Below are 24,742 nucleotides of genomic sequence, written 5' to 3' on the forward strand. Positions count from 1 at the left end.
CTCCTAAATAATTTATTTTTTCAAAAAAATAAAAAAGGTATAAAGGAACGCCATTGCCAAAATAGCAATAGCGTTCCGGATTTTTATACGTAATAGTTTTCTACAACATCTGCACAACGTTTACATAATGTAGGGTGATTTTCGCTTGCGCCTACTGTTTCTGAAATTGTCCAGCAACGCTCACATTTTTCACCATCAGCTTTTTCAACAACTAACGCTGTTTTATCAAGTACTAACGCTTCTGCAGGTGCATTTTCCTTACTGCCTGCGATAACGAATTGAGATACAATTGAAAGCTGTGCAAAATCGATGTTTGCATCATTCAATAGCTCGACTGTTTCACTATCTGCATAAACCGAAATTTTTGCTTCCAGTGATTTACCGATTGTTTTTGCATTACGCGCTTCTTCCAATGCTTTTAACACTTCATTGCGTACTGCGATTACTTTTACCCACTTCGTACGTAGTTCTGCAAAGTTTGCCTGTTCTACTACTTCAGGGAAATCTGTTAATTGGACAGATTGTGGCTTACCATCGAATTCGATGTAGCTCCATAACTCTTCTGTCGTATGTGGAATAATTGGCGTTAATAGTTTTACTAGTGCCATTAATGTATCATACATAACCGTTTGCATTGCACGACGGTCTTTATTATCTGTTCCTTCGATATATACAACATCTTTTGCAATATCCAAGTAGAATGAAGAAAGCTCGATAGCTACAAAGTTATTAACAGTTGTGTACACAGTTGAGAAGTCATAACGGTCATAAGCTTCACGGATTGTTTTTACAACATCCTGTAAGCGCATGTACATATACTGATCCATTTCACGTAACTCTTCATAAGCTACACGGTCAGTTGTTTCGTTGAAGTCAGTCACATTTCCGTGCAGGAAGCGCAATGTATTACGCACTTTACGGTATGTTTCAGAAACTTGCTTCAACATATCCATTGAAATTCGAACATCGCCTGTATAGTCAACAGATGCTACCCACATCCGAATGATGTCGGCACCGTATTGGTTCATTACTTTAATCGGGTCAATCGTGTTGCCAAGTGATTTAGACATTTTGCGTCCTTCACCGTCCAATACGAAACCATGTGTTAATAAACCTTTATATGGTGCATGCCCATTAATTGCAACAGATGTAATTAATGATGAGTTGAACCAGCCGCGGTGTTGGTCAGATCCTTCAAGATAAAGGTCAGCAGGATATTTCAGTCCACGCTCTACAAGCACACCTTGGTGAGATGATCCTGAGTCGAACCATACGTCCATAATGTCGTTCTCTTTAGTAAACTTGCCGTTCGGGCTACCTTCATGTGTAAAGCCTACTGGAAGCAAGTCTTTCGCTTCACGCTGGAACCAAATATTCGAACCGTGTTCACGGAACAATTTTGAAATATGTGCGATTGTTTCTGGTGTGATGATCGGTGTTTCATCTTCCGCATAGAAAATCGGAATTGGCACACCCCATGCACGCTGACGAGAAATTACCCAGTCCCCGCGGTCTCGGATCATATTGTAAAGACGAGTTTCGCCCCATGCCGGTGTAAATTCTGTCGCTTTTACGGCATCTAATAATTCATCACGGAACATTTCAACAGATGCAAACCATTGTGGTGTTGCACGGTAAATTACCGGTTTTTTCGTACGCCAGTCATGCGGGTATGAGTGTGTAAATTTAGAAACATGCAATAATGCATTTTCTTCTTTTAATTTTTCAATAACAACCGGGTTTGCTTTTTCGTAGAATAATCCTTCAAAACCAGGTGCTTCATTCGTATAGCAGCCACCGTTATCTACTGGTGATAAGATGTCAAGACCATAGCGTTTCCCGATCTGATAGTCGTCTTCACCGTGGCCCGGCGCTGTGTGTACACAACCCGTACCAGCATCAGCAGTTACGTGGTCACCAACCATTACTAATGAATCACGTTTGTAAATAGGATGTTCTGCAACGATCATATCAAGCTGTTCACCTTGTACTTCCTGAACGATTTGAACATCTTCCCAACCAAATGTTGCTGATAACTTTTCAAGTAAATCTTTTGCTACGATATATTTGCTGCCGCTTGTTTCAACGACAACATATGTGAATTCAGGGTTCACTGAAATCCCTAAGTTTGCCGGAATTGTCCATGGCGTTGTTGTCCAGATGACAAATTTAGCATCTGCTGGTACTACGCCTTTGCTGTCTTTAATGCCGAATGCAACATAAATTGAATACGATTCAACATCTTTATACTCGATTTCCGCTTCTGCCAATGCAGATTCAGAAGACGGTGACCAATAGACTGGTTTTAAGCCTTTATAAATATAGCCTTTCTCTGCCATCTTCCCGAATACTTCGATTTGACGTGCTTCGAATTCAGGTTTTAATGTAATATATGGATTTGCCCAGTCACCACGTACACCTAGACGACGGAATTGGCTTTTTTGGTTTTCAATTTGTTCATAAGCATATTTCTCACAAAGTTCACGGAATTCTGCAACCGACATTTCTTTGCGTTTAACACCTTTATTTGTCAGTGCCTGCTCGATTGGTAAACCGTGTGTATCCCAACCCGGAATATAAGGTACATGGAATCCTGACATTGATTTTTGGCGGTTAATCATATCTTTGATAACTTTGTTTAAAGCGTGACCGATATGGATGTCTCCGTTTGCATATGGAGGGCCATCATGCAACAAGTAGTGAGGACGATCTTTTGTACGCTCCAGTACTAGCTTGTTGATATCCATTTCATCCCATTGTGCTTGAACTTGCGGTTCCTTTGTTGGTAAACCGCCGCGCATAGGGAAGTCGGTTTTCGGCATTAATAACGTGTCTTTATACTCTACCATTTTAAATTCCTCCTAATGATCTTATCGATTGCTGATTGTTGATTTTCAATTCGGTCGGGGGCCAACACGATGTTGGTCACGAATGCAGAATGCGATGTCATAGGACGTGACGATTTTAGCATTTGTTTCCCCTTCATTCCAATCAACAATTTTAGTATGATTTTTTTAATGCTCTAAAGGATTTGAAAGCTTTTCAAACAACAAAAAAGCCCCTCCATCCCTGTAAAAAGGGACGAGGAGCATTAGTCTCGTGGTACCACCCTAAATTCGCTAAATAAAATTAGCCTCATTAGACACTGTAACGTCGTGTGCTACGAAATAACTTACTTGAATTTCAGTTATTTAGCTCAGGAGTGATTTTCGATTTAACTTGCTTCGTTCGAGCTCTCACCATCCTCGAATCGCTAACCCACTATGTTAAATTTACTGTCTCCGTCAAAGCATGATGCAAGTGCATCCTATTCATTATTTTTCAGTATATGAAAAGGCTGTATAAAATGTCAAGTACCGTTGACTAATACACGGCATTTTCGTCATTTTGGTTCTCTTCATTGGTTTCTTTTCGATTGTGGTCCTGAATTTCCGTTAAGTCCACATCATATTCCAGTAATTGATCCCAATCTCCTGTATTCAGTAAATCAAGCTGTGCTTCCACCAACATTTTAAATCTGTTGCGGAATACTTTCGACTGTTTTTTCAATTCGTCAATCTCAATCGTTATTTTTCTTGCTTTTGCCAATGCGTCATTTACAATACGATCTGCATTCTTTTCAGCTTCTTTAACGATGAGCTTTGCTTCTTTTTCGGAATTGCGACGAACTTCGCCAGCTGCCTCTTGAGCAACAACAATTGATTTCTGTAATGTGTCTTCCAATGAATTGTAATGATTCATCTGTTCTGACATCATCTTAATCTTTTCTTCAAGCTCTTTTTTCTCGCGTAAAACAATCTCATAATCTTTTATAATCTGATCTAAAAATTCATTTACTTCGTCTTCTGCATATCCACGGAACCCACGTGTAAACTCCTTATTATGTATATCAAGAGGTGATAATGGCATATCGTTCTACTCTCCTTTTTAACGTACATTCTTACAAGTATTATAAACGTTTCTTTTGGGAATAACATCATGTTTTCCTAAAAAACAGTTGAAAATTATACTTTTTGCTCTAAACGACCTACTTGTAATCGAATCTTATCTTTTTTTGTCCGCCCTTCTGTCAGGATGACTTTCAACCGCCCGTATCCTCGCGCAGAAATAATGTCGCCCTCCTGCAATTCAAACGCCACTGCTTCCCTGACAGTCCAGTTAACTTTTACTTTTCCGGCGTTGATTAAGCTTTGTGATTTTTGACGGGAGATATTAACGATTGTCGCTAAGACGACATCCAGACGCATTGAAGAAACGGTATGAGAGCTTTCGACCCATTGCTCCTCGTTTTGAATAAATGGTGTAGTCGGATCCATTTCCTCAGCACTTACCTTTACTTTGCCGATGCTCGTTAAATTCGCCCGCACATAATCCGAGATTTCCGATGCAATTGCAAATTGAACCGTATTATCGGCAAGTCGTATATCCCCAAACTTGCTGCGGTCTAGCCCAACCGATAATAATGCACCTAAAACATCCGGATGGCGCAGCTGGACAAATTTCGTCGGGTAATTCAATGAATACACGGCAATTTGAAAATCGGCTTCTGCCGGCTCGTAATAGGAAGGGGCAATGAGCATGCGTTTACGCTCCGCCTCTTCAAATATCCCTTCTGTGAATACATGGAGGTCATCTGATTGCTGAACAATGGACTCTACAATAAAACGCTGTCTCGGATCTAAAAAATCGGTCAATTTTGGAGCATAGCGATCTTCTACCTCACGTTGCCATCCAATGACTTGTTCAATAAAAGGTTGTTCATCTTTACGAAAATGTTGGATTAAATGCTCCATCACAATTCCTACTTTCTTCTAAACTGTGTTACTAATTTCTCCATTTTTCAATTAAATTAAACTTTTATTTTATGTATAAATAACCTCCATTTTAATGCTGTTATGCATACAGGTCCGTTATTTATTAATAACCTTAATCCATAACAACTAAACAAACGTAAATAAAGAAAACTCCTACATTTGCAGGAGTTCAATTAGATTATAAGAAAAATGCTAGGACGCTATAGACGCCTCGCTCGATAAATACTAACGCGAATAATCCGACAATTGGTGAAATATCAATCATACCAATCGGTGGAATGAACTTACGGAAGAATCCTAAATACGGTTCACATACTTTTTCCAGGAAACGACCAACAGCCGATTCTTGCAGTGCCGGAACCCAAGACATTAATATGTATCCAATCAGCATAAAACGGTAAACAAGAAATGCTGTTGATACAATTGAAAATAGAATCATGTTTTTACCTCACAAAATTTAATTACTCGAACGTTAAATTAGAAATTTCTCCTGATACTTCTACATTTTCTGGTGTACATAAGAAAATATCATTTCCAATACGCTGAATATCTCCACCTAAAGCATACACTGTTCCGCTCAAAAAATCGATTATTCGCTTCCCTTGATCTCGGTCGATACGCTGTAAATTGACAACGGTAGCACGTTTATTTTTCAAATGTTCAGCGATATCCTGTGCTTCTGCATATACACGTGGTTCTAATAACACTAACTTTGAATTCTTCGATGAAGACGCAGCTTGAAGGCTCACAACATTGTTATGATTTTGCATCACGACTTCATTGCGTGGTGGTTGCTGTTGCATTTTTCGCTCCTTCTTCATTCGATTTTGAATGAGTTGTGGTTGCTGCTTTTGTCCATAATCCTGGTAAAATTGCTGTGGTTCATTTTGAACTGCTTTTGGTGCTTGTTTTTGCGCTGTTTGCGTTTGGGCAGGAGCATATTCTTCTTCTATTTCTTCTAAATAAAAGAACTTGTCAAAAATATTTTTAATGCTCATATTAATCCTCCTTAACCAACAAGAGCTGTTCCAATTCTAACAAATGTTGCCCCTTCTTCAACTGCAATTTCGTAGTCATTTGACATGCCCATCGATAATTCAGTACAAGGTACATTTGGAATATTCAATTGTGACACTTCTTGTTGCAATTGTTTTAACTGTTTAAACACTTGTCTAATCATCGTTTCATCTTCTGTAAAAGGAGCCATTGTCATTAAACCTACTACTTCAATTTTTGGAAATTGCTCAAGCTGCTTTACAAAATCAAGCGCTTGTTCTCTCGTTAAGCCATGTTTTGATTCTTCACCGGAAACATTTACTTGTACGAAACATTTCACTCGTTTTGTTGCTCTTTTTTCAATTTCTTCTGCCAGGCTTAATCGATCAAGAGAATGTAAATAGTCAATCTGATCAATTACTTGCTTTACTTTTCTCGTCTGTAATGAACCAATATAATGCCAGGAAACAGCCGAGTTAATCGAATCCAGCTTATTTATTAAACCTTCCGGACGATTTTCTCCTAAATGGATGAGACCCGCCTCTATTGCCTCTTCTGTCCGGTTAACATCTACTTCTTTCGTCACAGCAATAATTTCGACTGTCTGTTGTGCATTAACACGTTGTTTTGCAATTTCTATTTGATGTTGAATCTGTTTTAAGTTCTCTATGATTTTCGTCACTTTTTTCCCAACTTTACAACAATAGTTTCTCTCATTGTATCAAGTGATAGTTTAATTTTCAATGAATAGCGTGAACTATTCATCCGGTGACTTCACTAAGATGACATCTTTTCCGACTGTGAGTATATTACTAAAGTGAATTTTCTTAACTAATTCTTCCCCTTGAAATAAGTGGTAAAACTTTTTGGGCGGGGAAATTATAAATGCAGTAATGGCACCCTCTTTTTCGTCCACTTCCGCATCTACAATATAACCGATAAATTTTCCGCTTGTCGCCTCAATGATTTCCTTTTCCTGAACGGATGAAAACCGCATTCCGCCATCCTCTCTGTATCATTTAATTACATTTACCTCATTATAAGTATTCAAACATCATGAAATTATGATGAAAGGGACAGCCCTACGTGGTGTTGGACAGTCCCTCAGAATTTCTATCTATTTAACGGAAATCCCGTTTCATCAATTCTACCGCACTCTTTTCCAATCTTGATATCTGAGCCTGTGAAATACCTAAAGACTGAGCAATTTCCGTTTGAGTTTCACCTAGGAAAAAGCGCTTTTCTATAATCATTTTTTGTCTGCTATTTAGCTTTTTCATACTCTCTTGCAATGAAATCGAGCCGACCCAATGCTCTTCTGTTACTTTATCTTTAATTTGGTCAATCATAAAGATTGCATCGCCACCATCGGAATAGATCGGTTCCTGCAGTGACATCGGGTCTTGAATTGCATCAAGTGCAAACAGTACATCCTCTTTTTTCATCTCTATTGCCTGTGCCAATTGTTCGATTGTGGGTTCTGTTAAATGTTCCGCAATAAATTGCTCCTTCGCTTTCATCGCTTTATATGCAATATCACGCAATGAGCGAGACACACGCAATGCATGATGATCGCGCAGGTGGCGTCGGATTTCTCCCATAATCATCGGTACAGCATATGTTGAAAATCGAACATTATGCTTTAAATCAAAATTATCAATCGCTTTTAATAAACCAATACATCCTACTTGGAATAAATCATCTGCCTGTTCGCCACGATAGGCATAACGGCCGACAATACTGAGCACTAATCGTAAATTGCAGAAAACTAGCTGCTCTCGAACAATCCATTCTCCTTGCTGTAATCGTATAAATAAATCTTTCATTTCATCTGGCTTCAGTACTGGTAATGTAGATGTATCCACACCACATAATTCGACTTTTGTACGCATCCAACTTCACCTTCCGAACTAGATTGTCTTTTGTCTTTTCAATCATTTTGTCCGAAATGGTCATCGCTATGCGCGCCAAATTTAACCATCTTATGCAATTGGTTCGTTCAAGAATTCACGTAAATCCATAATAATTTTTTTCTCCAATCTTGAAATATAAGATTGTGAAATACCTAAATGGTCCGCTACTTCCTTTTGAGTCATTTCTTCTTTTCCGTTTAGACCAAAACGACATTCCATAATATACTTTTCACGCGGTGTCAGCTGATTAATGGCATTAAACATATGCTGACGTTCAATTTTACGTTCCACATCAAGTGTTATTATATGTTCTTCTGTCCCTAATATATCTGAGAGCAATAGTTCATTGCCATCTGCATCCGCATTTAACGGTTCATCAAAGGAAACCTCGCCTTTCATGCGGCTCGTCTTTCGTAAATGCATCAGTATTTCATTTTCAATACAGCGTGATGCATATGTCGCTAATTTAATGTTTTTATCCAAATTGAATGTTTCAATCGCTTTAATAAGGCCAATTGAACCGATGCTGATTAAATCCTCAATCGGCGTGCTTGTATTATCAAAACGTCTTGCAATATAAACGACTAAACGTAAATTTCTTTCAATTAACATATCTCTGGCATGCAAGTCACCATTCATAAATGCTTCGACTACGACAACTTCTTCTTCTCTAGTTAATGGAATAGGCAATGAATCATGTCCCCCTATATAGTATGTCCCTTTTTTTCTTCTAAAGTAGCTTAGTATGTTTACAATTATCGATTGAATTTTTTTAAGCAATATCGATCCTCCCTTATGAATTCGTTAGGACAAACACATGTGCAATCATTTGTGCATTTTGCGGAAATCGCGCATCATTTTTCGTAAATACAACATAGTGATTTGGATACGTCTTGTTCTGAATGACAATTGTGGCACGAAAGGCCGGTACGAGTAATGTGCCTTTTTGGACCGTTGTAATAGGAACAATACGTATTCTTTTCTGTATTTCCTTTGAAAACATTGTCAATGAGTAAGGCTCCTGCTCATTCCATTTGAGCAGACATTCACTAAATTCATCTGGTAACATCGATTGAACTGATTTAAACGAAATAAAATGGACCGGTGCCTGACTCAAAGGTTCAGTAGCTTCATTTCCGGTATCGATATATGTTACGAGCTCCATTTGATGTTCAAATAGTTCTACTTTGCTTGTCGTTACATAACGACTTTGTGCAACATTCTGCAGTTTTTGAAACCAGCCTTGTTTCATCACTGTCAAACTAATACATACTATGCCGAAACATATAAAAATATAAACGAAAAACGGAGATGCAAGCAAAAATGGTTGTATTGCTGTTATTAATCCACCTGCGAGCAAAGTAGCGACTACAATCCACTTCCCTTGTTCGCGAAAAATTTTCCATTTAAATGAAAAGGCAATCCCTAGTAGTACGATGAAACTTACAAGCAACATGAATATGTTTCCTATAAATAACACAGCAATCAGCGCACTACAAAAGGCACCTAATAGTAATCTCCAAATTGGAATGATGGTATATGTTATAGTTGCGGTAAATTTTAGTAGTACGAGATTCATTAAAAAGTTCATTAAAAGAATCCACTCTGCATACATGTATTGTCCTCCTGTAAATAAGATTATCAAACCTCCCTAGAGATTTTTGTCTAACCGTTGCATAAATTTGGAAGAATCGTGTGACATATAGTTACGCTATTCAAATCCAATCGACAAAAAGTTGGTGGCAGGAAAGTTAAGGTGTAACAAGGGGATATGAGGAAGTTCCAATAAGATGCACAAAATTTATTCATCTCTTTTCATTCCAATCTATGCACAAAACAACACATTTCTTAAGAATCTCTTAAACTAAAAAAAAACGATTATTCACATAAAAATGTAAATAATCGTTTTTTATATTATGAAAGCTTGTACTATTAGCGATTGCGACGGTTGCGTAAAAATGTCGGAATATCCAATGCATCGTCCTGCTGATAGTTTGTTTGTTGTGTTTGACGTGGCGCTTCTTGCTGCACTGGATCTTGTGAACGTACAGGCTGCTGTTGTTGCTGTTGAGTTGAGCTTGTTGCAGCTTGTTGGCGAGCACCGATTGATGGACGTACAGGCTGTGGCTTTTGGATAATAAAGTCATCCGAGAAACCTGTTGCAATTACCGTTACGATAATTTCATCATTTAAGTTATCGTTAATTACCGAACCGAAGATCATATTTACTTCTTCATCTGAAGCAAGCTGTACAATATCGGCAGCTTCCTGAACTTCAAATAAACTTAAGTTCGTTCCGCCTGTAATGTTCATAATAACACCTTTTGCTCCATCGATAGATGTTTCAAGTAATGGAGAAGAAATTGCTTTTTTAGCTGCTTCTACTGCACGGTTTTCGCCTGCTGCAATCCCGATACCCATTAATGCAGAACCTTTATCGGACATAATTGTTTTTACATCGGCAAAGTCCAGGTTAATTAAACCAGGTGTTGCGATTAAGTCAGATATACCTTGTACACCTTGACGCAATACATTGTCCGCTTCACGGAACGCTTCCAGCATCGGTGTTGATTTATCTACAATTTGCAGTAACTTATCATTTGGAATAACGATTAAAGTATCAACCGCTTCTTTCATTGAAGTAATACCGCCAATTGCCTGTGTTTGACGTTTACGGCCTTCAAATGTAAACGGACGTGTTACAACACCTACTGTCAATGCACCTAAATCACGTGCGATTGAAGCGATTACAGGTGCTGCACCTGTACCAGTACCACCGCCCATACCGGCAGTTACGAATACCATATCGGCACCACGTAATACTTCTTCCAATTGTTCGCGACTTTCTTCAGCAGCTTTTTTTCCTACTTCAGGATTTGCCCCTGCACCAAGTCCACGTGTTAATTTACCGCCAATTTGTAGTTTATATTCAGCTTTTGATAGATTTAAAGCTTGCGCATCTGTATTAACAGCGATAAAGTCTACACCTTGTACACCATGTTCAATCATACGGTTTACGGCATTGTTACCGCCTCCGCCAACGCCGATTACTTTAATAACGGCTAATTGTTCAACATCCGTTTCAAATTCTAACATCTCTTCTCCTCCTAATTGTTCACGTCATTCATTTTCTTAATCGAAAAATTTGTTTAATAAGTTTTTCGCGCGATCAATCACACTTACTTTATTTGCGCTTTCTACTCTCTCCGGCACATTTGATTGTTTTTTAGAAGGAGTTGGTTGAGTAGGATAAGGTGCTGCATATGAAGAAGCTGGTACCGGCTCACTTCTTCCATAAAATTCGTCTTCTGCATTTGCATAGCGAATTAAACCTACCGACGTTGTAAAGGCCGGTTCACGTACACCGATGTAATCCGGTGTATAAATGCGAACACGCGTTAACATTACTTGTCGCGCCAGCTGGGCAATTCCTTCCAGCTGTGCTACCCCGCCAGAAATGACGACACCACCTGGTAAATCCTGTACCCCCATACGTGCTAGTTCATCCAATACTAATTCAAATAACTCTTCTAAACGTACTCCGATAATTTCTGATATGAAGCGCTGACTGTATTGATCTGTTGTATCAGTACCAACAACAGGAACGTCAAATGTTTGTTCATCGGAAGCATCATCGTAAAAGGCATGTCCATACTGCTTTTTAATTTTTTCGGCTTGTTCAGTCGGTGTTTTTAATACGATCGATAAATCTTTCGTAATATGATCTCCGCCTACCGGGATCACAGCTGTATTTGTCAGCAGTCCATCTTTGAATACCGCAACAGTTGTCGAGCCGCCGCCTAAATCGATATAAGCAGTTCCTTGATTTTTTTCATCTTCCGTCAGCGCAAAATTACCTGCTGCTAATGGTTGTAGATAAATCTCACGAATTTGCAAGCCTGCACGTTCTACACATCTTAAAACATTATGTACAAGCGTCTTGGATGTCGTAATCATTGTCGCATCCATCTCTAAACGAATGCCAATCATACCACGCGGGTCTTTAATCTCATCTAGGTTGTCCACGATAAATTGTTTAGGTATTAAATTTACTAACTCTCGCTCTGGTGGAATCGACATTACCTGTGCAGAGTCTATTACTCTAGCTAAATCATCGTCCGTGATTTCCCGGTCTTCACCGTTTACCGCTACAACCCCTTTGACAGGTTGTAAAACTGTCTGGTTTGCAGGAACTCCAAGCACCACTTCTTCTATATTAATACCAGTCATTCGCTCTGCTTGATCTACAGCTTTTTTTATGGACTGTACAGTTGCATCTATATCAACTATTGCACCTTTTCTTATCCCTGTTGATTTCACATGACCTACACCAATTACGTGCAATTGATCACCGTTCATTTCTCCGATCAGGACCTTTATTGAAGATGATCCAATATCGAGAGAAACATAAATTTCTTGATGATTCAACTTTCTGCACCTCCTTCGATTACTCCTATAGTTCATTCTATTGTAAATTTCGTTGATTGTCTAAGTAAAACGATAAATTGTAATGATATTTTAACGTGATTGTTAAGAGTTTTCCTCCTTTTTCAATCTACTGTTCTCATATTTTGTCAATAATAGCCGACGAATGACTGCGATATTTTGAAACAGTCGAACTCCGAATGCAAAAATAGCGGCTAAATATAGATCGACCCCTATATGGACACCGAGAAAAGCCAGTCCCGCTGCTAAAATTATATTAAAGAAAAATCCGGAAATAAATACTTTGTCATCGTAAACTTGTTGCAATAACGCACGGATACCGCCGACCATTGTATCGAGAGCCGCCAGCACAGCAATGGATAAATAGTTTTCATAAACAGATGGAATTTGAATATCTGTTAAAATTCCTAATACCACACCTAATATTAGACCTAAAAGTGGTAACCACATATTCGCATCCCCTTCTACTTTTCTGATAAATACTTAATTCTTGGTACAGATGCAACTGAATCAATTTGTATATTCTGCTCTGCTTCATGAATCGTCAATACTAGATTATCAATATAAAACTCATCCTGGAATGAAGATGCAAGCAAATGGTTTTTCATTTTTTCGGCTTGCTCATACGTAAACGTAATAATATTTATTTCGATATCAGTATTTTGAATCGGCTCACTATTGATCGTCGTTTTTCCATTAATATCGCGAATGGCCGAATTGTAGCTTAAACGTTTGTCATCCACTTCAATCGCCCGGGCATTATAGCGATTTAAATCATTTATCAGCCGAATTAACAGTTCGGGGGATACAGGCTTTATTTCATAGCCTAACCCCATTAATTCGGGCGAAGCGCCAACTGTTAATGTTAACCCCGGCCCTTCAACCGGCAAGATTCCTGCACGTTCTTTTAGTTGATCAACTGTTTGCTGCAATAGTACTTCCGGATTATCAAACTCTGCATCCTCATATTTACTTACAGTTTCGGATAATTCGCTTATTGCGGTAAGCAGTTCGGAATGCCGCTCCTGTTCCACAGATAATTGCTGACGAATTTCCCAAATATCGACTGTCGTTCGTTCGGTCGGATTTTGAACAGTGTTGTACTGCACTGCGAGCATAAAGCCGATGATGAACGAGATAATTGTAATATTACGGTACATTTTTTTCGTCATCATCTTCCCTCCGATCTTATGCCTTATTCATCGCTGACTGTTTTCATTTCAATTAAATCGTTTGTTTCCAATGTAACAACAATTTGTTCATTTAATAATTGGTCAAATACTCCCCCTGTTAATTCTAAAGAAGAAATAAGTACATCCTGATTACCTATCGCCTCGATTACAAATGGTGCAGGGTACTGTTGTCCATCAATTGTAATGACAGGACCGTTACAGACAATGTAGGAGTTTGGTTTCAAACGTTGCCCGTTAATCGAAATTGCCTCGGCACCTGCAATTTTTAATTCATTTAATACTTTAAATATGTGACTTTCGTGCACAATATACTCATTTGGGTTGGTTGTCTTCGGATTATAATCACCATCTTGCAGTGTTATTGTGATCCCTTGTCCAATTCCATCTGTTAGTCCTAATAACAGCCGCAATTGTTCAGCATCTTGACGGTTCTGTTCATATTGCGTTTCGTTCGAAGAATACTGCTTTTCATACATCCGAATTTTCTCCTCTAATTGGGCCAACTCATCTGCAAGCTCTTTGTTTCTTTCCTGTTTTCCAGTCAAATCTTCCATGTACTGATTTTCCTGCTCAAACTGGGGAGAGGCAGAACTTAATGTACGCTTGTCCTTTGATAAATTATACGAAAAGCCGATAATAAATCCTGTGATTACGCATACAATTAGTATAGCGCCATACTTTTTCGAAATTAAGGTTGATTTTTTCTTCGGCTGCCTGCTGTTATCATTCTGGCTCTTCTTCATTTTGTTCTTCCAGTTGCCCCCCTTCATCAGTATCCGCATTTTCTGTTTCTTCTGCAGGCTCTTCAGTTTTTTCATTGTCTTCTTTTATGAGTGTATATTCATCTGAAAAAGGTCGGTAATATGAACCAACTTCAATATCTACAATCCCTTTTTCAGAAACGTCCTCGCTTTCAATTTGGGCGATAATTGATGGATAGTAATTTAATTTTTCTGCTAAAGTATTCGCATCAGCGCGTACTTCATAGCCATCATTCATGAAAAGCGTAATTGAATACGGGTCCGCTTCTGTAGGATTTGCATTAATTTGTGAAATGAGCGACAGCACTTCCGGCTTTAGATTCGCAAGTTCCTTTAAAAGCTTTTTACGAAGTGCCTCATTTTCAAAGTCCCGAAAAATCGGTGCATCGATCGGGACAATTTCATTGGATTCTTCAAATACAATGCCATTATCGAGCATAGGGTAAAATTCCCCGTCTTGTGAAATATATGCTACTTTTTGCCATTCTTCTACTGTAATTTGAACTTCATTCAGGAATTTCCTTTCGACAGTAACGGATTTTACCCATTCATGCTGAGCTATTGCCTGCTCCACTTCCGAAATTTTAAAGCCCCATAACGAATCATTGATTTTTAGATTTGACTGATCGATGTAATACGTATCTTCCTTAAGGGCTGCCCCTTTAATATCAATTTTCTTTATATCACTATAAGGTAATTGAAAATAAAGAAGGATGATAATGATAAAAAGAAAAATCGTCACTAGTGCTAAAAATTTAAAATTTGTACGGCGTCTTCTGCGTTTTTTCATAGCGGGTACTCGTTCTGTAATATCGATTACTTTTTCCATTATCCCTACTCCTTCCTTCTTTCATAAGAGAAATTTAAAATAAGGGCTACTGTTACCCAGACAACTACCAGCGATGTTCCGCCATAGCTTATAAATGGCAGTGTTACACCGGTTACAGGCAATAAATTAATAACTACCCCTATATTCAGTGCTGCCTGTACTGCAATCATCGTTGTAAGTCCACATATCGCATAAAAATGAAATACATGCTTACATTGTAATGCCAAACGATAGCCAAGAATTAAAAAGCACGCAAAAATAAGCAGCAGTCCCATTCCACCGACAAGTCCGATTTCTTCTAAAATGATCGCAAAGATAAAATCGTTCTGCGGTTCCGGTAAGTATAAATACTTTTGTCTACTTTTTAATAATCCATGTCCAAACAAGCCAGCCGGTCCTATCGCAAATAAAGATTGTACAGCCTGGAAGCCACTTCCTAGCGGGTCTGCCCAAGGATTGATAAATGCTTCGATTCGTTTAAGACGATATGGAGCCGCAATAATTAACCCTGCAAGACCGCCTATTCCTAACGTGATAAGGACTACATATAAACGCAACGGATATTGTGCAATAAATAATATAATTAAAACAACTACAACTAAAATAAAGACAGCACCGAAATCAGGCTGAAGCATAATTAAGGCTGCGGGAAGAATCAATATGAGAAAATGCTTCACTTGAACAATGCGCTCATACGATTTCCGCTCTGTTAATAATGCACTAATATAAATAATTGTCGTAACTTTCGCAATTTCAGCCGGCTGTATCGTTAAAGGACCGATTCCGATCCAACTTTGCGAACCGTTTCGGACAATCCCGATACCCGGAATAAGTACAGCAACAAGTAAACCAAGTGAGAGGATATAAAAAATTTTCCACACTTTCGGTTGCTGTAAAAACTCCCAGTTCATAATTGCTGCACAAATGATAAGTGCAACGATGAAATAGATTGCCTGCTTCAGGTAAAACGGGGTTTGTCCATCATAGTGAACATTCCCCCAATATGTACCTGCAGAAAAAATAAAGAGAATGCCAATAAGCGACAATACAATCGCACTGATCATGAAATACTGTTGATTTTTTTGCGACAGTGTAACTATCCTTTCTTATGAAAGTTTCATGACACGATCAATAAATAAGTCGCCTCGAATTTCAAAGCTCGCATGTTGATCCCAGCTTGCACATGCCGGTGACAGTAAAATAATGTCACCTTCTTCCGACATTTTTGCTCCGTAACCGACTGCATCTTCAACATCAATTGCACGCACAATATTCGTAATGCCACATGATTTTGCAAATTCGATAAAGCGAAGTGCAGTCTCGCCAAACGCGACAACTGCTTTTACACGTGTCATTTCTTTACGAAGCTCTTCAAACGAATGCCCGCGATCCAATCCGCCGGCCAATAATACTATCGGTTGTTCAAATGCAGCCAAGGCACTTTTCGTCGCCAGTACATTAGTTGCTTTTGAATCATTGTAAATTTTACGTCCTTGCCATTCACGGACAAACTGCGTACGGTGACGTACCCCTGCAAATGTTCCTAAAACTTCTTCAATCGCTTCAACGGGACATTGCTGCAGTAGCGCCGCTGCCACAGCACATAAAATATTTTCTAAATTATGCTCTCCAGGCAATACAATATTATCACGTTTTAAGATTGCATCGCCTTGCCAATAAATGTTTTCTTTATCTGCACTGACTCCCTGGTTTGCATGACCTTTTGTCGTAAATGGAATGAGTTTTGCATTTGATTTTTGAGCATATTTTGCGACAACTTCCTGATCGGCATTATAGATAAAATAATCGTCAGCTGTTTGGTTGCGTGTGACACCAAATTTAGCCTCCGCATATTCTTCAAACGTTCCATGGTAATCTAAATGGGCTTCATACAGATTTGTCAAAATTGCAATATGGGGTCTGAATTCACGTGTCCCCATTAACTGAAACGATGATAATTCCGTAACGATGACTTCATCTGCTTTTGCTTCTGCTGCAACACCACAAGCAACGGTTCCAATATTCCCGGCGATTAATGGTTTTAAACGGCCGACTTTAAGCATTTCGAAAAGTAAAGTTGTCGTTGTTGTTTTACCATTCGAACCGGTAATACCGATAAATGGCGCTTCACTTACTAAATAGGCAAGTTCTATTTCTGTAATAACAGGCAGACCTTTTGCAATCGCATCGGCAACGATCGGATTTGTGTATGGTATCCCAGGGTTTTTTACGACAAGCTCAAAACCTTCGTCAAGCAAATCTTCTGGATGTCGTCCACAAATTACGGTAATTCCTTTCGATAAAAGCTCCTGTGCTTCAGAATTTGCATCAAATGGTTTTGCATCATTGACTGTTACAAATGCACCCAACCGATGCAAAAGCTCGGCAGCCGCTACACCACTTTTCGCCAATCCTAAAACGAGTACTTTTTTAGCTTGTAATCTTTCATATTCCATCATAATAACGCCTCCGCTAATACTGCTATAAGTGCTACGATACATCCAGTTGACCAAAATACAAGTACGACTTTCCATTCTGACCAACCCGATAATTCAAAATGGTGGTGAATCGGACTCATTTTGAATATACGCTTTTTACGCAGTTTATAGCTTCCTACTTGTAAAATAACGGATAATGTTTCAATAACAAATACGAGACCGATTAACAGTAACAGCAATTCTTGTTTTACCAATACCGAAATCATTGCCAATGCACCGCCAAGCGCAAGGGAACCTGTATCTCCCATAAACACTTTTGCCGGGTTTGCATTGAAGATCAAAAATCCTAGTAATGCACCAGTTACAGCAAATGCAAATAAGGCGATATCGGCTTGCTCGTTAAATAATGCAATAACACCGAATGCAGCAAATGCGATTGAAGCCGTTCCTGATACGAGTCCATCCAAGCCATCTGTTAAATTGACAGCATTTGAAAAACCTACTAGCCAGAAAATTAAAAACCCAACATATAGGATTCCTAAATCAATCGATACATCGGTATACGGAATTCCTACAGATGTATCAAATGAACCTAAACGTAATAGTAAAAACGCTGCAATTGCAATTGCGATTTGACCTATTAATTTTTGAAGGGAAGTCAATCCTAAATTACGTTTAAAAATTACTTTCAGCCCATCATCTAAAAACCCAATTACGCCAAATCCAACTAAAACAAGTAATAGTACTATCGTTTGTGTTGTAAACAAGTCGAAAATCATTGCGACTACAATTGTCGAAATAATTATGGCTAACAAGAAAATTAATCCACCCATTGTAGGTGTTCCTGCTTTTTTCATATGTGATTGAGGGCCTTCTTCACGTATGCTTTGCCCGAATTTCAATCGGCGTAAAAGAGGGATTCCTACTGGTGCTAAAATGACCGTTACTAAAAATGATGAAAAGAGTATGGTCAATGTTGTTGATAATGTCATAATATATCTCCTTTAAAACTTCTGTCTGAATATGGTGGAACGTTTGATTTTCAACGGTTACGACCACTAGTTATTATTGTGAAAAAACGTCCTTCACTATAATAGTTGTTTTAGTTGCATTTTGAAAGATGGAAATTCAAATTAATTTCCTAAATATAAATGAACACTACCACTTTGGTGAATGAGGCTATCAGCTGACGGGACTTGCTGAATCACTTTATCACCTTCTCCGTGCCATTCGATTTTATAAGGATATAAGTGTGGAATTACTTCTTCTTTGGTCATTCCAATAAAGTTTGGTGTACGCTCCGTCAATTCATCGCCCCAAACGTAATTCCGTTCTATTTGATCTTTTTGCTTTTCGATATTGTACAGTGGTGCTGCATCTTCAATAATGCGGCCTACAATCGGTGCAGCGATAACACTTCCGAATTGCAATGAACTTTTTGGATTGTCAATCGCAACATAGACAATAATTTCCGGGTCATTGGCAGGTGCAAAACCGATAAACGATACAATGTAGTCTCCGTCTTTATAGCGACCGTTTTCAACCTTTTGAGCTGTCCCTGTTTTGCCTCCGATGCGTAAGCCGTCACGAAATGCCTGGCGACCAGAACCTTTCGCAACTACAAGCTCCAATGCATGACGTACTTTTTCCGAAGTCTCTTCACTGATGACCTGGGCTTTCGCCTCCGGATCTTGCTCCATAATGACTTCATTTGTTTTGGAATCCAGTATTTTCGAGACCGTATATGGTGTATATAATGTACCGCCATTAATTGCTGCTGACACCGCCTGCATCTGCTGAATCGGCGTAACGGACACACCTTGACCAAAAGAGGTCGTAGCATGTTCTACCGGGCCAAATGCTTCTTTCGAAAATAAAATGCCTGATGATTCTCCGGCAATGTTCGAGCCTGTTTTTTTCCCGAACCCGAATTTATGAATATACTCAAGTAACTTTGTTGAACCTACTCGTTGCCCTAGCTCTACAAATCCTGGGTTACAGGAATTTTGTACAACTTCGTAAAATGTCTGGTCTTTATGGCCTGACCGTTTCCAACAGCGTAATCGTGCTCCCTCGACCATTGTATAGCCTTGATCATGAAAGTGTTCTTCCTCCATGTTGACTACACCTTCTTCAATAGCAGCACTGAGGGTAATAATTTTGAATGTGGAACCTGGCTCATAGGACATAAATACAGGAAGGTTGCGGTTATATATACTTGGCTCCACTTCCGAAAATTTCGTCGGATCATATGTCGGAAATGATGCAAGTGCCAGTATTTCACCACTGTTTGGATTCATGGCAATAGCCAATGCCTGATCTGCATCATACTCTAGCATCGCCTGCGATAATTCTCGTTCGACAATTTTCTGAAGCTTTAAATCAATTGTCAGCTGAATTGTCGCTCCATCTTTTCCGTCTTTCCATTCATCATCTACATGCTCCAATGCGTTCCCCTTCGCATCAGTAAATAACCGAATGGCCGCATCCGAGCTTTTTAATAGTTCATCATACTCGTACTCAATTCCTGCCAAACCCTGGTTATCGGCACCTGTAAACCCTAAAAAGCGTGCAAGCAAATTACCGTGTGGATAAGACCTTACATAATCGACACCACTGTATAAGCCCGGAATTTGAAGCTGCTGAATTTTTTCCGCTTGCTCATAAGTAATGTTCTTCGCTTCTGGCGCAATTTTCACTAGGGATACCCGTTGCTGCAGTCTTTCCAATATTTTGGCTCGATCTTTATTGATTACGTTTGCAATGGCATCTGCTGCTTGTTCTTTATCTTCGTTTTGTGAAGGCATGAAGTACAAAGTCGGGGCAAGTTTATTCGTTACGATTACTTCGTTGTTACGGTCAGTAATTTTGCCTCGCTGTGTATGGAACGGAATTTCCCTGTCCCAATTTTCTTTTGCCTTCGTTGAAAGCTCATCATACTGAATAATTTGAACGGATACTAGTTTAACAAAAATCGCCACGCCGTATAGTACAAGTGCGATGGCGATCCATGTTAAACGTTTTTTAGATTTTGTAGTTACCCATTTCATAATATGACACCTCACCTAAAACAACGTATGTTAAAGATGAAGTTTGTATTCAAATCTCTCTAATCTTGTGGCGGTTCTTCACTAAATTCTTCGTCTTCCAGCTCCATATCCTCTGCCGGCGGAGTCAAATGCATTTCCTCAGGGGTTTTCAACTTGACAACGATTGGTGAATCATCCGTTATCGGCGTCCCTTGAGATACACTTTGGCTTTCAACATAGCCTTCCCCAACAATTTCAATCGGCAGTTTAGATAGTGACTTATAGGCAAGTAAATTACGTAATGACCAATTATTAAACGATGGTAATGTAATTTCTCCATCGGTCTTTAAGAACACGATACTTCCATTTGTTAATGATGAATCCGCTGCAGGGAACTGTTCTGTAATTTCTCCGTCTTGACCAATTATTACTGGTATCAGTCCTTCTGCCTCCAGTTGAGTCATGACTGTATCTGTCTGCTCACCTACATAATCGTCAATCTTTGTCGTTTCGACTTCCGCTACGTCTGACGGATTGATATTCATATACTTCAAACTGTTTAGAACAACTGAATTGAACACTTGCGAAACTGGGTCAGAACCTATTTCGGTTGCACCTAGTTTTGGCTTTGCAACGGAAATAAATACAGCCAGCTGCGGATCTTCTGCAGGAGCCATTCCTAAAAACGAATAAAGGAATTCATTTTTACCCCAGTCATAACCGATACCGTTTGCTTTCGGCATTTGGGCAGTCCCTGTTTTCCCTGCTACTTTATAGCCTTCAATTTCGAAACGTTTCGCATTCCCTGCTTCCCCGTAAATAGTAGAAGCCAGAACTTCACGTGTTTTCTGTGCTGTCTCTGCCGAAATCGGTTCACCTTTTATAGTAGGTTCTGAATCTACTAAAACCTCACCAGTGTTCGGATTAACAATTTTATCAATTACATATGGCTGCATCATTTTTCCGTCATTTGCAACTGCCGTTACTCCTTGAATTAACTGTATCGGTGTAACAGTCGAACCTTGACCGAATGTTGTCGTATACTTTTCTAAAGGATAGCGCGAGTTAATAATGCCACTCGCTTCATTCGGTAAATCAATGCCTGTTTTTTGGCCGAATCCAAATTCCTTTAAATAACTTTCATACGTTTCCCATCCCATAATATCAAGCAAATTCGTCATCGCCGTATTTGAAGAACGCTGTATGCCTTCCAAATAGGAAATTCTCCCCCAGCCGTATCGATTATGGTCTCGTATTGTATCGTTATAAACTTTATACTGTCCAGATTGATAAGTCGCATTCGGATGCCAGTTATTGGAGTCGATTGCAGCTGCTACTGTAAATGTTTTAAATGTAGAACCTGGTTCAATCGTATTTTCCACGACATCATTTAGCCAGTTCCCATCTAAACCTGTACGTGTATCCGGATTGAATGTTGGCCGTTGTGACATCGCCAATATTTCTCCAGTTTTCGGATTCGCAACGACAGCAACCATAGACTGTGGCTTATACTCGTCATTGACACGTGTCATTGCTTCTTCCAGGAAATTTTGGATTGTTTTATCGATTGTTAAATAAATATCGTTTCCATCCTGTGCTTCCTGTATTACTTTATCGCTGCTTGGCAATAAATAGTTACGGGCATCACGCTGATATGTTAACTTCCCGTCGGTCCCTGTTAATTGCTTGTCATAAATATATTCAAGCCCCATTTTTCCGACAACCGATGAATTTCCATCATCATCAGTTTCACGCAACGCAAAGCCAATAAGATGGGAGGCAAATGCACCATTAGGATAATAGCGTTTTTTATCGCTATATAATAGAATCCCAGGCAGATTCAGCTCTTCAATTTTCTTTTTCACTTCATGACTGATGCCGCGCCCTGCCAGTCCAAACTCGACTTGATATAAATCTTTGGAAGGGTTTAGCCGTTCATAAATTTTCTCTTCATCCATCGGAATATATTGCGCCAATAATTTTGCTGTTTCCGCTTTATCGACGACATGCCTTGGATTTTTTTTGTTTTCTGTTGCCGATTCTTTAATTACCGCTACAAGACGGTAACTCAATGTATCTTCGGCAATTACATTTTCATTGCGGTCCAGAATCTTCCCACGGTCTGCCGATAACACATAACCAGTTTCGTACCTTGATAATGCTTCTTCTTCTAATTCATGCCCTTTTACCATTCCTGTCGCCTGAATCGATGCAAAACGCCAATATAATAGTAAAAAGAGCCCTCCAAAGAATATAAACATTAGAAAGGCTCCTATCTGGTAACGAAATCTTCTCTTTTTCATTCTCCCGGCACTACTTTCACATTTTTCTCATTTAGTGTTAATCCGAGTTCTTTCGCTTTTTCCCAAATACGTTGGTGAGTGGAGCGTTCACTTACTTGTACTTTTAAATCTGTATTATTGTTATTGACTTCAGTTATGTCGCGTTCGATTTTTTGGATTTCCATACTGAGTGTTTGGATTTCTCCTTGAGTATGTAATATGGAAATAGCGAAAGATGCTACTACGATTGCAAATACTAGGAACAAAAACTTTTCCTGAGCCGAAAAATACTTTGCTTTTCGTTTTTTCGGCTGCACCGGCAGTCTTTGTTCCTGCTGCTGATGTTGAGGTAGTTCTGGCTGCTGTTGTATATAAGTTTGTCTTGCTCTTACTGCCATTTTTTACCCACGTCCTTTATCGTTAATTTTTTCAGCGATGCGCAATTTTGCTGAACGTGAACGATTATTCGCAGCTAACTCCTCGTCTGACGGTAAAATCGGTTTTCTTGACACTAATTTAAGTATTGGTTTCATATGCTCTGGAATAACCGGTAATCCGGGAGGTAAATCCGGCAGTGATGAAGCCTCTTTAAATAGTGTTTTTGTTAAGCGGTCTTCCAATGAGTGGAATGTAATCACACTTATACGACCACCAATTTTCAATAAATCGATTGCATCTACTAAAGAATCTTCCGCTGCGCCTAATTCATCATTTACAGCAATTCGAATAGCCTGGAAAATTCGTTTTGCAGGATGTCCACCTTTGCGACGTGCTGGGGCTGGAATACCATCTTTTATAAGCTCCACTAATTGACCTGTTGTTTCAACAGGAGCAATTTCACGGGCTTGTTCAATTTTGCGCGCAACTTGTTTCGAAAACTTTTCTTCGCCGTAGCGGAAGAAAATACGTACCAGATTTTCGTATGACCATTCATTCACAACATGATATGCGCTCAGTTCTGCAGTCTGATCCATTCGCATATCGAGCGGAGCATCATGGTGGTAACTAAATCCGCGTTCAGGTGTATCAAGTTGTGGTGACGAAACACCTAGATCATATAAAATTCCATCTATTTGATGAATGTTCAGTTTGTGTAACTCTTCTTTTAAATAGCGGAAATTTGAGTGTACGAATATAACGCGATCCAAATAATCGGCTAATCGTACTTTTGCATTTTCAATAGCCGTTGTATCTTGATCAAAACAAATTAAACGGCCTTTTTCTGACAATTGTTGTACAAGGTACTCACTATGTCCTGCACCACCTAATGTGCAGTCTACATAAATACCATCCGGATTGATGTTCAACCCATCAACAGTTTCTTTCAATAATACGGTTGTATGATCGAACATAGTTTGAAGCACCTCTTAATATTAATTCAATTACGTGTCGGTACTATTACACCCGGATTAAAAGTTCATGTCGGACATGTAATAGTTTCATCTTTTACTTAAAAAAACCTAAAAATCAAAGCCAATCAGATTTTCTGCGATTTCATCAAATGATTCAGCCGATTGCTCGAAGTATTGCTGCCAAGATTCTTTCGCCCAAATCTCTATTTTACTCGATACACCTAAGATTACGCATTCCTTTTCAAGATTAGCGTATCCAATCAGTGTAGATGGAATATTAATTCGGCCTTGCTTGTCCACTTCTACTTCTGTTGCCCCCGAAAAGAAAAACCGCGCAAATGCACGTGCATCTTTTTTGGTCATCGGTAAATCCTTTAATTTATCTTCGAGTTTTCGCCATTCATCCATAGGATATCCAAAAATGCATTGATCTAGCCCGCGTGTTATTACAAAGTGTTCTCCTAGTGATTCTCGAAACTTTGCAGGAACAATCATACGGCCTTTCGCATCAATAGAATGTTGATATTCTCCCATGAACATGCTACTCACCCCACTTTAATAAATAATGTACCACATCCCCCCACTTTCTACCACCAAATTCCTTGCTTCTCATAACAATAAAACGAAATTACGTAAATGAGCATATTCTCACACATACGTTCGGTGCCGAAAGACACAAAAAAGAGTTA

General features: G+C 39.1%; 24 protein-coding genes and 1 other annotated feature. All 24 genes read right to left on the reverse strand.

Annotated elements, in window-relative coordinates; all coding sequences use genetic code 11:
* Positions 1-83: 83 nt before the first annotated feature.
* The 24 genes from ileS to mraZ all read right to left on the reverse strand — a co-directional run bounded on the left by ileS (position 84) and on the right by mraZ (position 24,593).
* On the reverse strand, positions 84-2,849 hold the full coding sequence (ileS, locus tag CBM15_RS01460) for an isoleucine--tRNA ligase (protein ID WP_087615470.1): 2,766 nt from the start codon (positions 2,847-2,849) through the stop codon (positions 84-86).
* Positions 2,850-3,074: 225 nt separating this feature from the next.
* Positions 3,075-3,297, reverse strand: a binding site (T-box leader).
* 66 nt (positions 3,298-3,363) lie between these two features.
* A complete protein-coding gene (locus CBM15_RS01465) occupies positions 3,364-3,909 on the reverse strand; it encodes a DivIVA domain-containing protein (RefSeq protein ID WP_008403380.1) in 546 nt (181 codons plus the stop codon).
* A 95-nt stretch (positions 3,910-4,004) separates the two neighbouring features.
* A complete protein-coding gene (locus tag CBM15_RS01470) occupies positions 4,005-4,793 on the reverse strand; it encodes a YlmH family RNA-binding protein (protein ID WP_087615471.1) in 789 nt (262 codons plus the stop codon).
* A gap of 199 nt (positions 4,794-4,992) precedes the next feature.
* Positions 4,993-5,253, reverse strand: coding sequence for a YggT family protein (locus tag CBM15_RS01475; protein WP_087615472.1), 261 nt, complete (start codon positions 5,251-5,253; stop codon positions 4,993-4,995).
* Between the two features lie 22 nt (positions 5,254-5,275).
* The gene (locus tag CBM15_RS01480; protein WP_008403385.1) at positions 5,276-5,812 is read right to left on the reverse strand and encodes a cell division protein SepF; all 537 of its coding nucleotides are present in this window, start codon (positions 5,810-5,812) and stop codon (positions 5,276-5,278) included.
* 11 nt (positions 5,813-5,823) lie between these two features.
* On the reverse strand, positions 5,824-6,492 hold the full coding sequence (locus CBM15_RS01485; protein WP_087615473.1) for a YggS family pyridoxal phosphate-dependent enzyme: 669 nt from the start codon (positions 6,490-6,492) through the stop codon (positions 5,824-5,826).
* Between the two features lie 75 nt (positions 6,493-6,567).
* Positions 6,568-6,807 (reverse strand): PRC-barrel domain-containing protein, encoded by a 240-nt coding sequence (locus CBM15_RS01490; RefSeq protein ID WP_008403387.1) that lies wholly within the window; start codon positions 6,805-6,807, stop codon positions 6,568-6,570.
* A 124-nt stretch (positions 6,808-6,931) separates the two neighbouring features.
* Positions 6,932-7,702 carry an RNA polymerase sporulation sigma factor SigG gene (gene sigG / locus CBM15_RS01495; protein WP_008403388.1) on the reverse strand — a complete coding sequence of 257 codons (771 nt, stop codon included), beginning with the start codon at positions 7,700-7,702 and terminating at the stop codon, positions 6,932-6,934.
* Between the two features lie 90 nt (positions 7,703-7,792).
* Complete coding sequence (gene sigE / locus CBM15_RS01500) at positions 7,793-8,503, reverse strand: RNA polymerase sporulation sigma factor SigE (protein ID WP_008403389.1); 711 nt, start codon at positions 8,501-8,503, stop codon at positions 7,793-7,795.
* Between the two features lie 13 nt (positions 8,504-8,516).
* Positions 8,517-9,338, reverse strand: coding sequence for a sigma-E processing peptidase SpoIIGA (locus tag CBM15_RS01505; protein ID WP_008403390.1), 822 nt, complete (start codon positions 9,336-9,338; stop codon positions 8,517-8,519).
* A 317-nt stretch (positions 9,339-9,655) separates the two neighbouring features.
* A complete protein-coding gene (gene ftsZ, locus CBM15_RS01510; RefSeq protein ID WP_008403391.1) occupies positions 9,656-10,819 on the reverse strand; it encodes a cell division protein FtsZ in 1,164 nt (387 codons plus the stop codon).
* 36 nt (positions 10,820-10,855) lie between these two features.
* Positions 10,856-12,151 carry a cell division protein FtsA gene (gene ftsA, locus CBM15_RS01515; protein WP_008403392.1) on the reverse strand — a complete coding sequence of 432 codons (1,296 nt, stop codon included), beginning with the start codon at positions 12,149-12,151 and terminating at the stop codon, positions 10,856-10,858.
* 102 nt (positions 12,152-12,253) lie between these two features.
* Positions 12,254-12,619 (reverse strand): small basic family protein, encoded by a 366-nt coding sequence (locus CBM15_RS01520; protein WP_087615474.1) that lies wholly within the window; start codon positions 12,617-12,619, stop codon positions 12,254-12,256.
* Between the two features lie 14 nt (positions 12,620-12,633).
* On the reverse strand, positions 12,634-13,341 hold the full coding sequence (locus CBM15_RS01525) for a DUF881 domain-containing protein (protein WP_087615475.1): 708 nt from the start codon (positions 13,339-13,341) through the stop codon (positions 12,634-12,636).
* A 23-nt stretch (positions 13,342-13,364) separates the two neighbouring features.
* Positions 13,365-14,105 (reverse strand): DUF881 domain-containing protein, encoded by a 741-nt coding sequence (locus CBM15_RS01530; protein ID WP_087615476.1) that lies wholly within the window; start codon positions 14,103-14,105, stop codon positions 13,365-13,367.
* On the reverse strand, positions 14,086-14,952 hold the full coding sequence (locus CBM15_RS01535) for a cell division protein FtsQ/DivIB (RefSeq protein ID WP_087615477.1): 867 nt from the start codon (positions 14,950-14,952) through the stop codon (positions 14,086-14,088). The genes CBM15_RS01530 and CBM15_RS01535 overlap by 20 nt, the downstream gene beginning before the upstream one ends.
* Before the next feature lie 5 nt (positions 14,953-14,957).
* On the reverse strand, positions 14,958-16,016 hold the full coding sequence (locus CBM15_RS01540) for an FtsW/RodA/SpoVE family cell cycle protein (RefSeq protein WP_087615478.1): 1,059 nt from the start codon (positions 16,014-16,016) through the stop codon (positions 14,958-14,960).
* Positions 16,017-16,058: 42 nt separating this feature from the next.
* Positions 16,059-17,411, reverse strand: a complete 1,353-nt coding sequence (gene murD / locus CBM15_RS01545; protein ID WP_087615479.1) for a UDP-N-acetylmuramoyl-L-alanine--D-glutamate ligase — start codon at positions 17,409-17,411, stop codon at positions 16,059-16,061.
* Positions 17,408-18,382, reverse strand: a complete 975-nt coding sequence (mraY, locus tag CBM15_RS01550) for a phospho-N-acetylmuramoyl-pentapeptide-transferase (RefSeq protein ID WP_087615480.1) — start codon at positions 18,380-18,382, stop codon at positions 17,408-17,410. Before mraY ends, murD begins: the two co-directional genes overlap by 4 nt.
* A gap of 141 nt (positions 18,383-18,523) precedes the next feature.
* A complete protein-coding gene (locus tag CBM15_RS01555; protein ID WP_087615481.1) occupies positions 18,524-20,440 on the reverse strand; it encodes a penicillin-binding transpeptidase domain-containing protein in 1,917 nt (638 codons plus the stop codon).
* A 59-nt stretch (positions 20,441-20,499) separates the two neighbouring features.
* Positions 20,500-22,680: a penicillin-binding protein gene (locus CBM15_RS01560; protein WP_087615482.1), complete on the reverse strand. Its 2,181-nt coding sequence runs from the start codon at positions 22,678-22,680 to the stop codon at positions 20,500-20,502.
* Positions 22,681-22,718: 38 nt separating this feature from the next.
* Positions 22,719-23,099, reverse strand: coding sequence for a cell division protein FtsL (gene ftsL / locus CBM15_RS01565; RefSeq protein ID WP_008403403.1), 381 nt, complete (start codon positions 23,097-23,099; stop codon positions 22,719-22,721).
* Between the two features lie 3 nt (positions 23,100-23,102).
* Positions 23,103-24,053, reverse strand: a complete 951-nt coding sequence (rsmH, locus tag CBM15_RS01570) for a 16S rRNA (cytosine(1402)-N(4))-methyltransferase RsmH (protein WP_008403404.1) — start codon at positions 24,051-24,053, stop codon at positions 23,103-23,105.
* Between the two features lie 108 nt (positions 24,054-24,161).
* Positions 24,162-24,593, reverse strand: a complete 432-nt coding sequence (gene mraZ, locus CBM15_RS01575; protein WP_014824545.1) for a division/cell wall cluster transcriptional repressor MraZ — start codon at positions 24,591-24,593, stop codon at positions 24,162-24,164.
* Positions 24,594-24,742 lie beyond the last annotated feature (149 nt).

This window comes from Solibacillus kalamii (genome assembly GCF_002174535.1).
Lineage (GTDB): Bacteria > Bacillota > Bacilli > Bacillales_A > Planococcaceae > Solibacillus > Solibacillus silvestris.

Coding starts and splice junctions, on each gene's coding strand:
- CBM15_RS01470 (WP_087615471.1), bottom strand. CDS start 4,793: ATGGAGCATTTAATCCAACATTTTCGTAAAGATGAACAACCTTTTATT.
- murD (WP_087615479.1), bottom strand. CDS start 17,411: ATGATGGAATATGAAAGATTACAAGCTAAAAAAGTACTCGTTTTAGGA.
- CBM15_RS01505 (WP_008403390.1), bottom strand. CDS start 9,338: ATGTATGCAGAGTGGATTCTTTTAATGAACTTTTTAATGAATCTCGTA.
- ileS (WP_087615470.1), bottom strand. CDS start 2,849: ATGGTAGAGTATAAAGACACGTTATTAATGCCGAAAACCGACTTCCCT.
- CBM15_RS01560 (WP_087615482.1), bottom strand. CDS start 22,680: ATGTTTATATTCTTTGGAGGGCTCTTTTTACTATTATATTGGCGTTTT.
- CBM15_RS01555 (WP_087615481.1), bottom strand. CDS start 20,440: ATGAAATGGGTAACTACAAAATCTAAAAAACGTTTAACATGGATCGCC.
- CBM15_RS01525 (WP_087615475.1), bottom strand. CDS start 13,341: ATGACGAAAAAAATGTACCGTAATATTACAATTATCTCGTTCATCATC.
- CBM15_RS01530 (WP_087615476.1), bottom strand. CDS start 14,105: ATGAAGAAGAGCCAGAATGATAACAGCAGGCAGCCGAAGAAAAAATCA.
- CBM15_RS01475 (WP_087615472.1), bottom strand. CDS start 5,253: ATGATTCTATTTTCAATTGTATCAACAGCATTTCTTGTTTACCGTTTT.
- CBM15_RS01490 (WP_008403387.1), bottom strand. CDS start 6,807: ATGCGGTTTTCATCCGTTCAGGAAAAGGAAATCATTGAGGCGACAAGC.
- CBM15_RS01520 (WP_087615474.1), bottom strand. CDS start 12,619: ATGTGGTTACCACTTTTAGGTCTAATATTAGGTGTGGTATTAGGAATT.
- rsmH (WP_008403404.1), bottom strand. CDS start 24,053: ATGTTCGATCATACAACCGTATTATTGAAAGAAACTGTTGATGGGTTG.
- ftsL (WP_008403403.1), bottom strand. CDS start 23,099: ATGGCAGTAAGAGCAAGACAAACTTATATACAACAGCAGCCAGAACTA.
- ftsZ (WP_008403391.1), bottom strand. CDS start 10,819: ATGTTAGAATTTGAAACGGATGTTGAACAATTAGCCGTTATTAAAGTA.
- CBM15_RS01535 (WP_087615477.1), bottom strand. CDS start 14,952: ATGGAAAAAGTAATCGATATTACAGAACGAGTACCCGCTATGAAAAAA.
- CBM15_RS01480 (WP_008403385.1), bottom strand. CDS start 5,812: ATGAGCATTAAAAATATTTTTGACAAGTTCTTTTATTTAGAAGAAATA.
- mraY (WP_087615480.1), bottom strand. CDS start 18,382: ATGACATTATCAACAACATTGACCATACTCTTTTCATCATTTTTAGTA.
- CBM15_RS01465 (WP_008403380.1), bottom strand. CDS start 3,909: ATGCCATTATCACCTCTTGATATACATAATAAGGAGTTTACACGTGGG.
- sigG (WP_008403388.1), bottom strand. CDS start 7,702: ATGCGTACAAAAGTCGAATTATGTGGTGTGGATACATCTACATTACCA.
- CBM15_RS01540 (WP_087615478.1), bottom strand. CDS start 16,016: ATGATCAGTGCGATTGTATTGTCGCTTATTGGCATTCTCTTTATTTTT.
- mraZ (WP_014824545.1), bottom strand. CDS start 24,593: ATGTTCATGGGAGAATATCAACATTCTATTGATGCGAAAGGCCGTATG.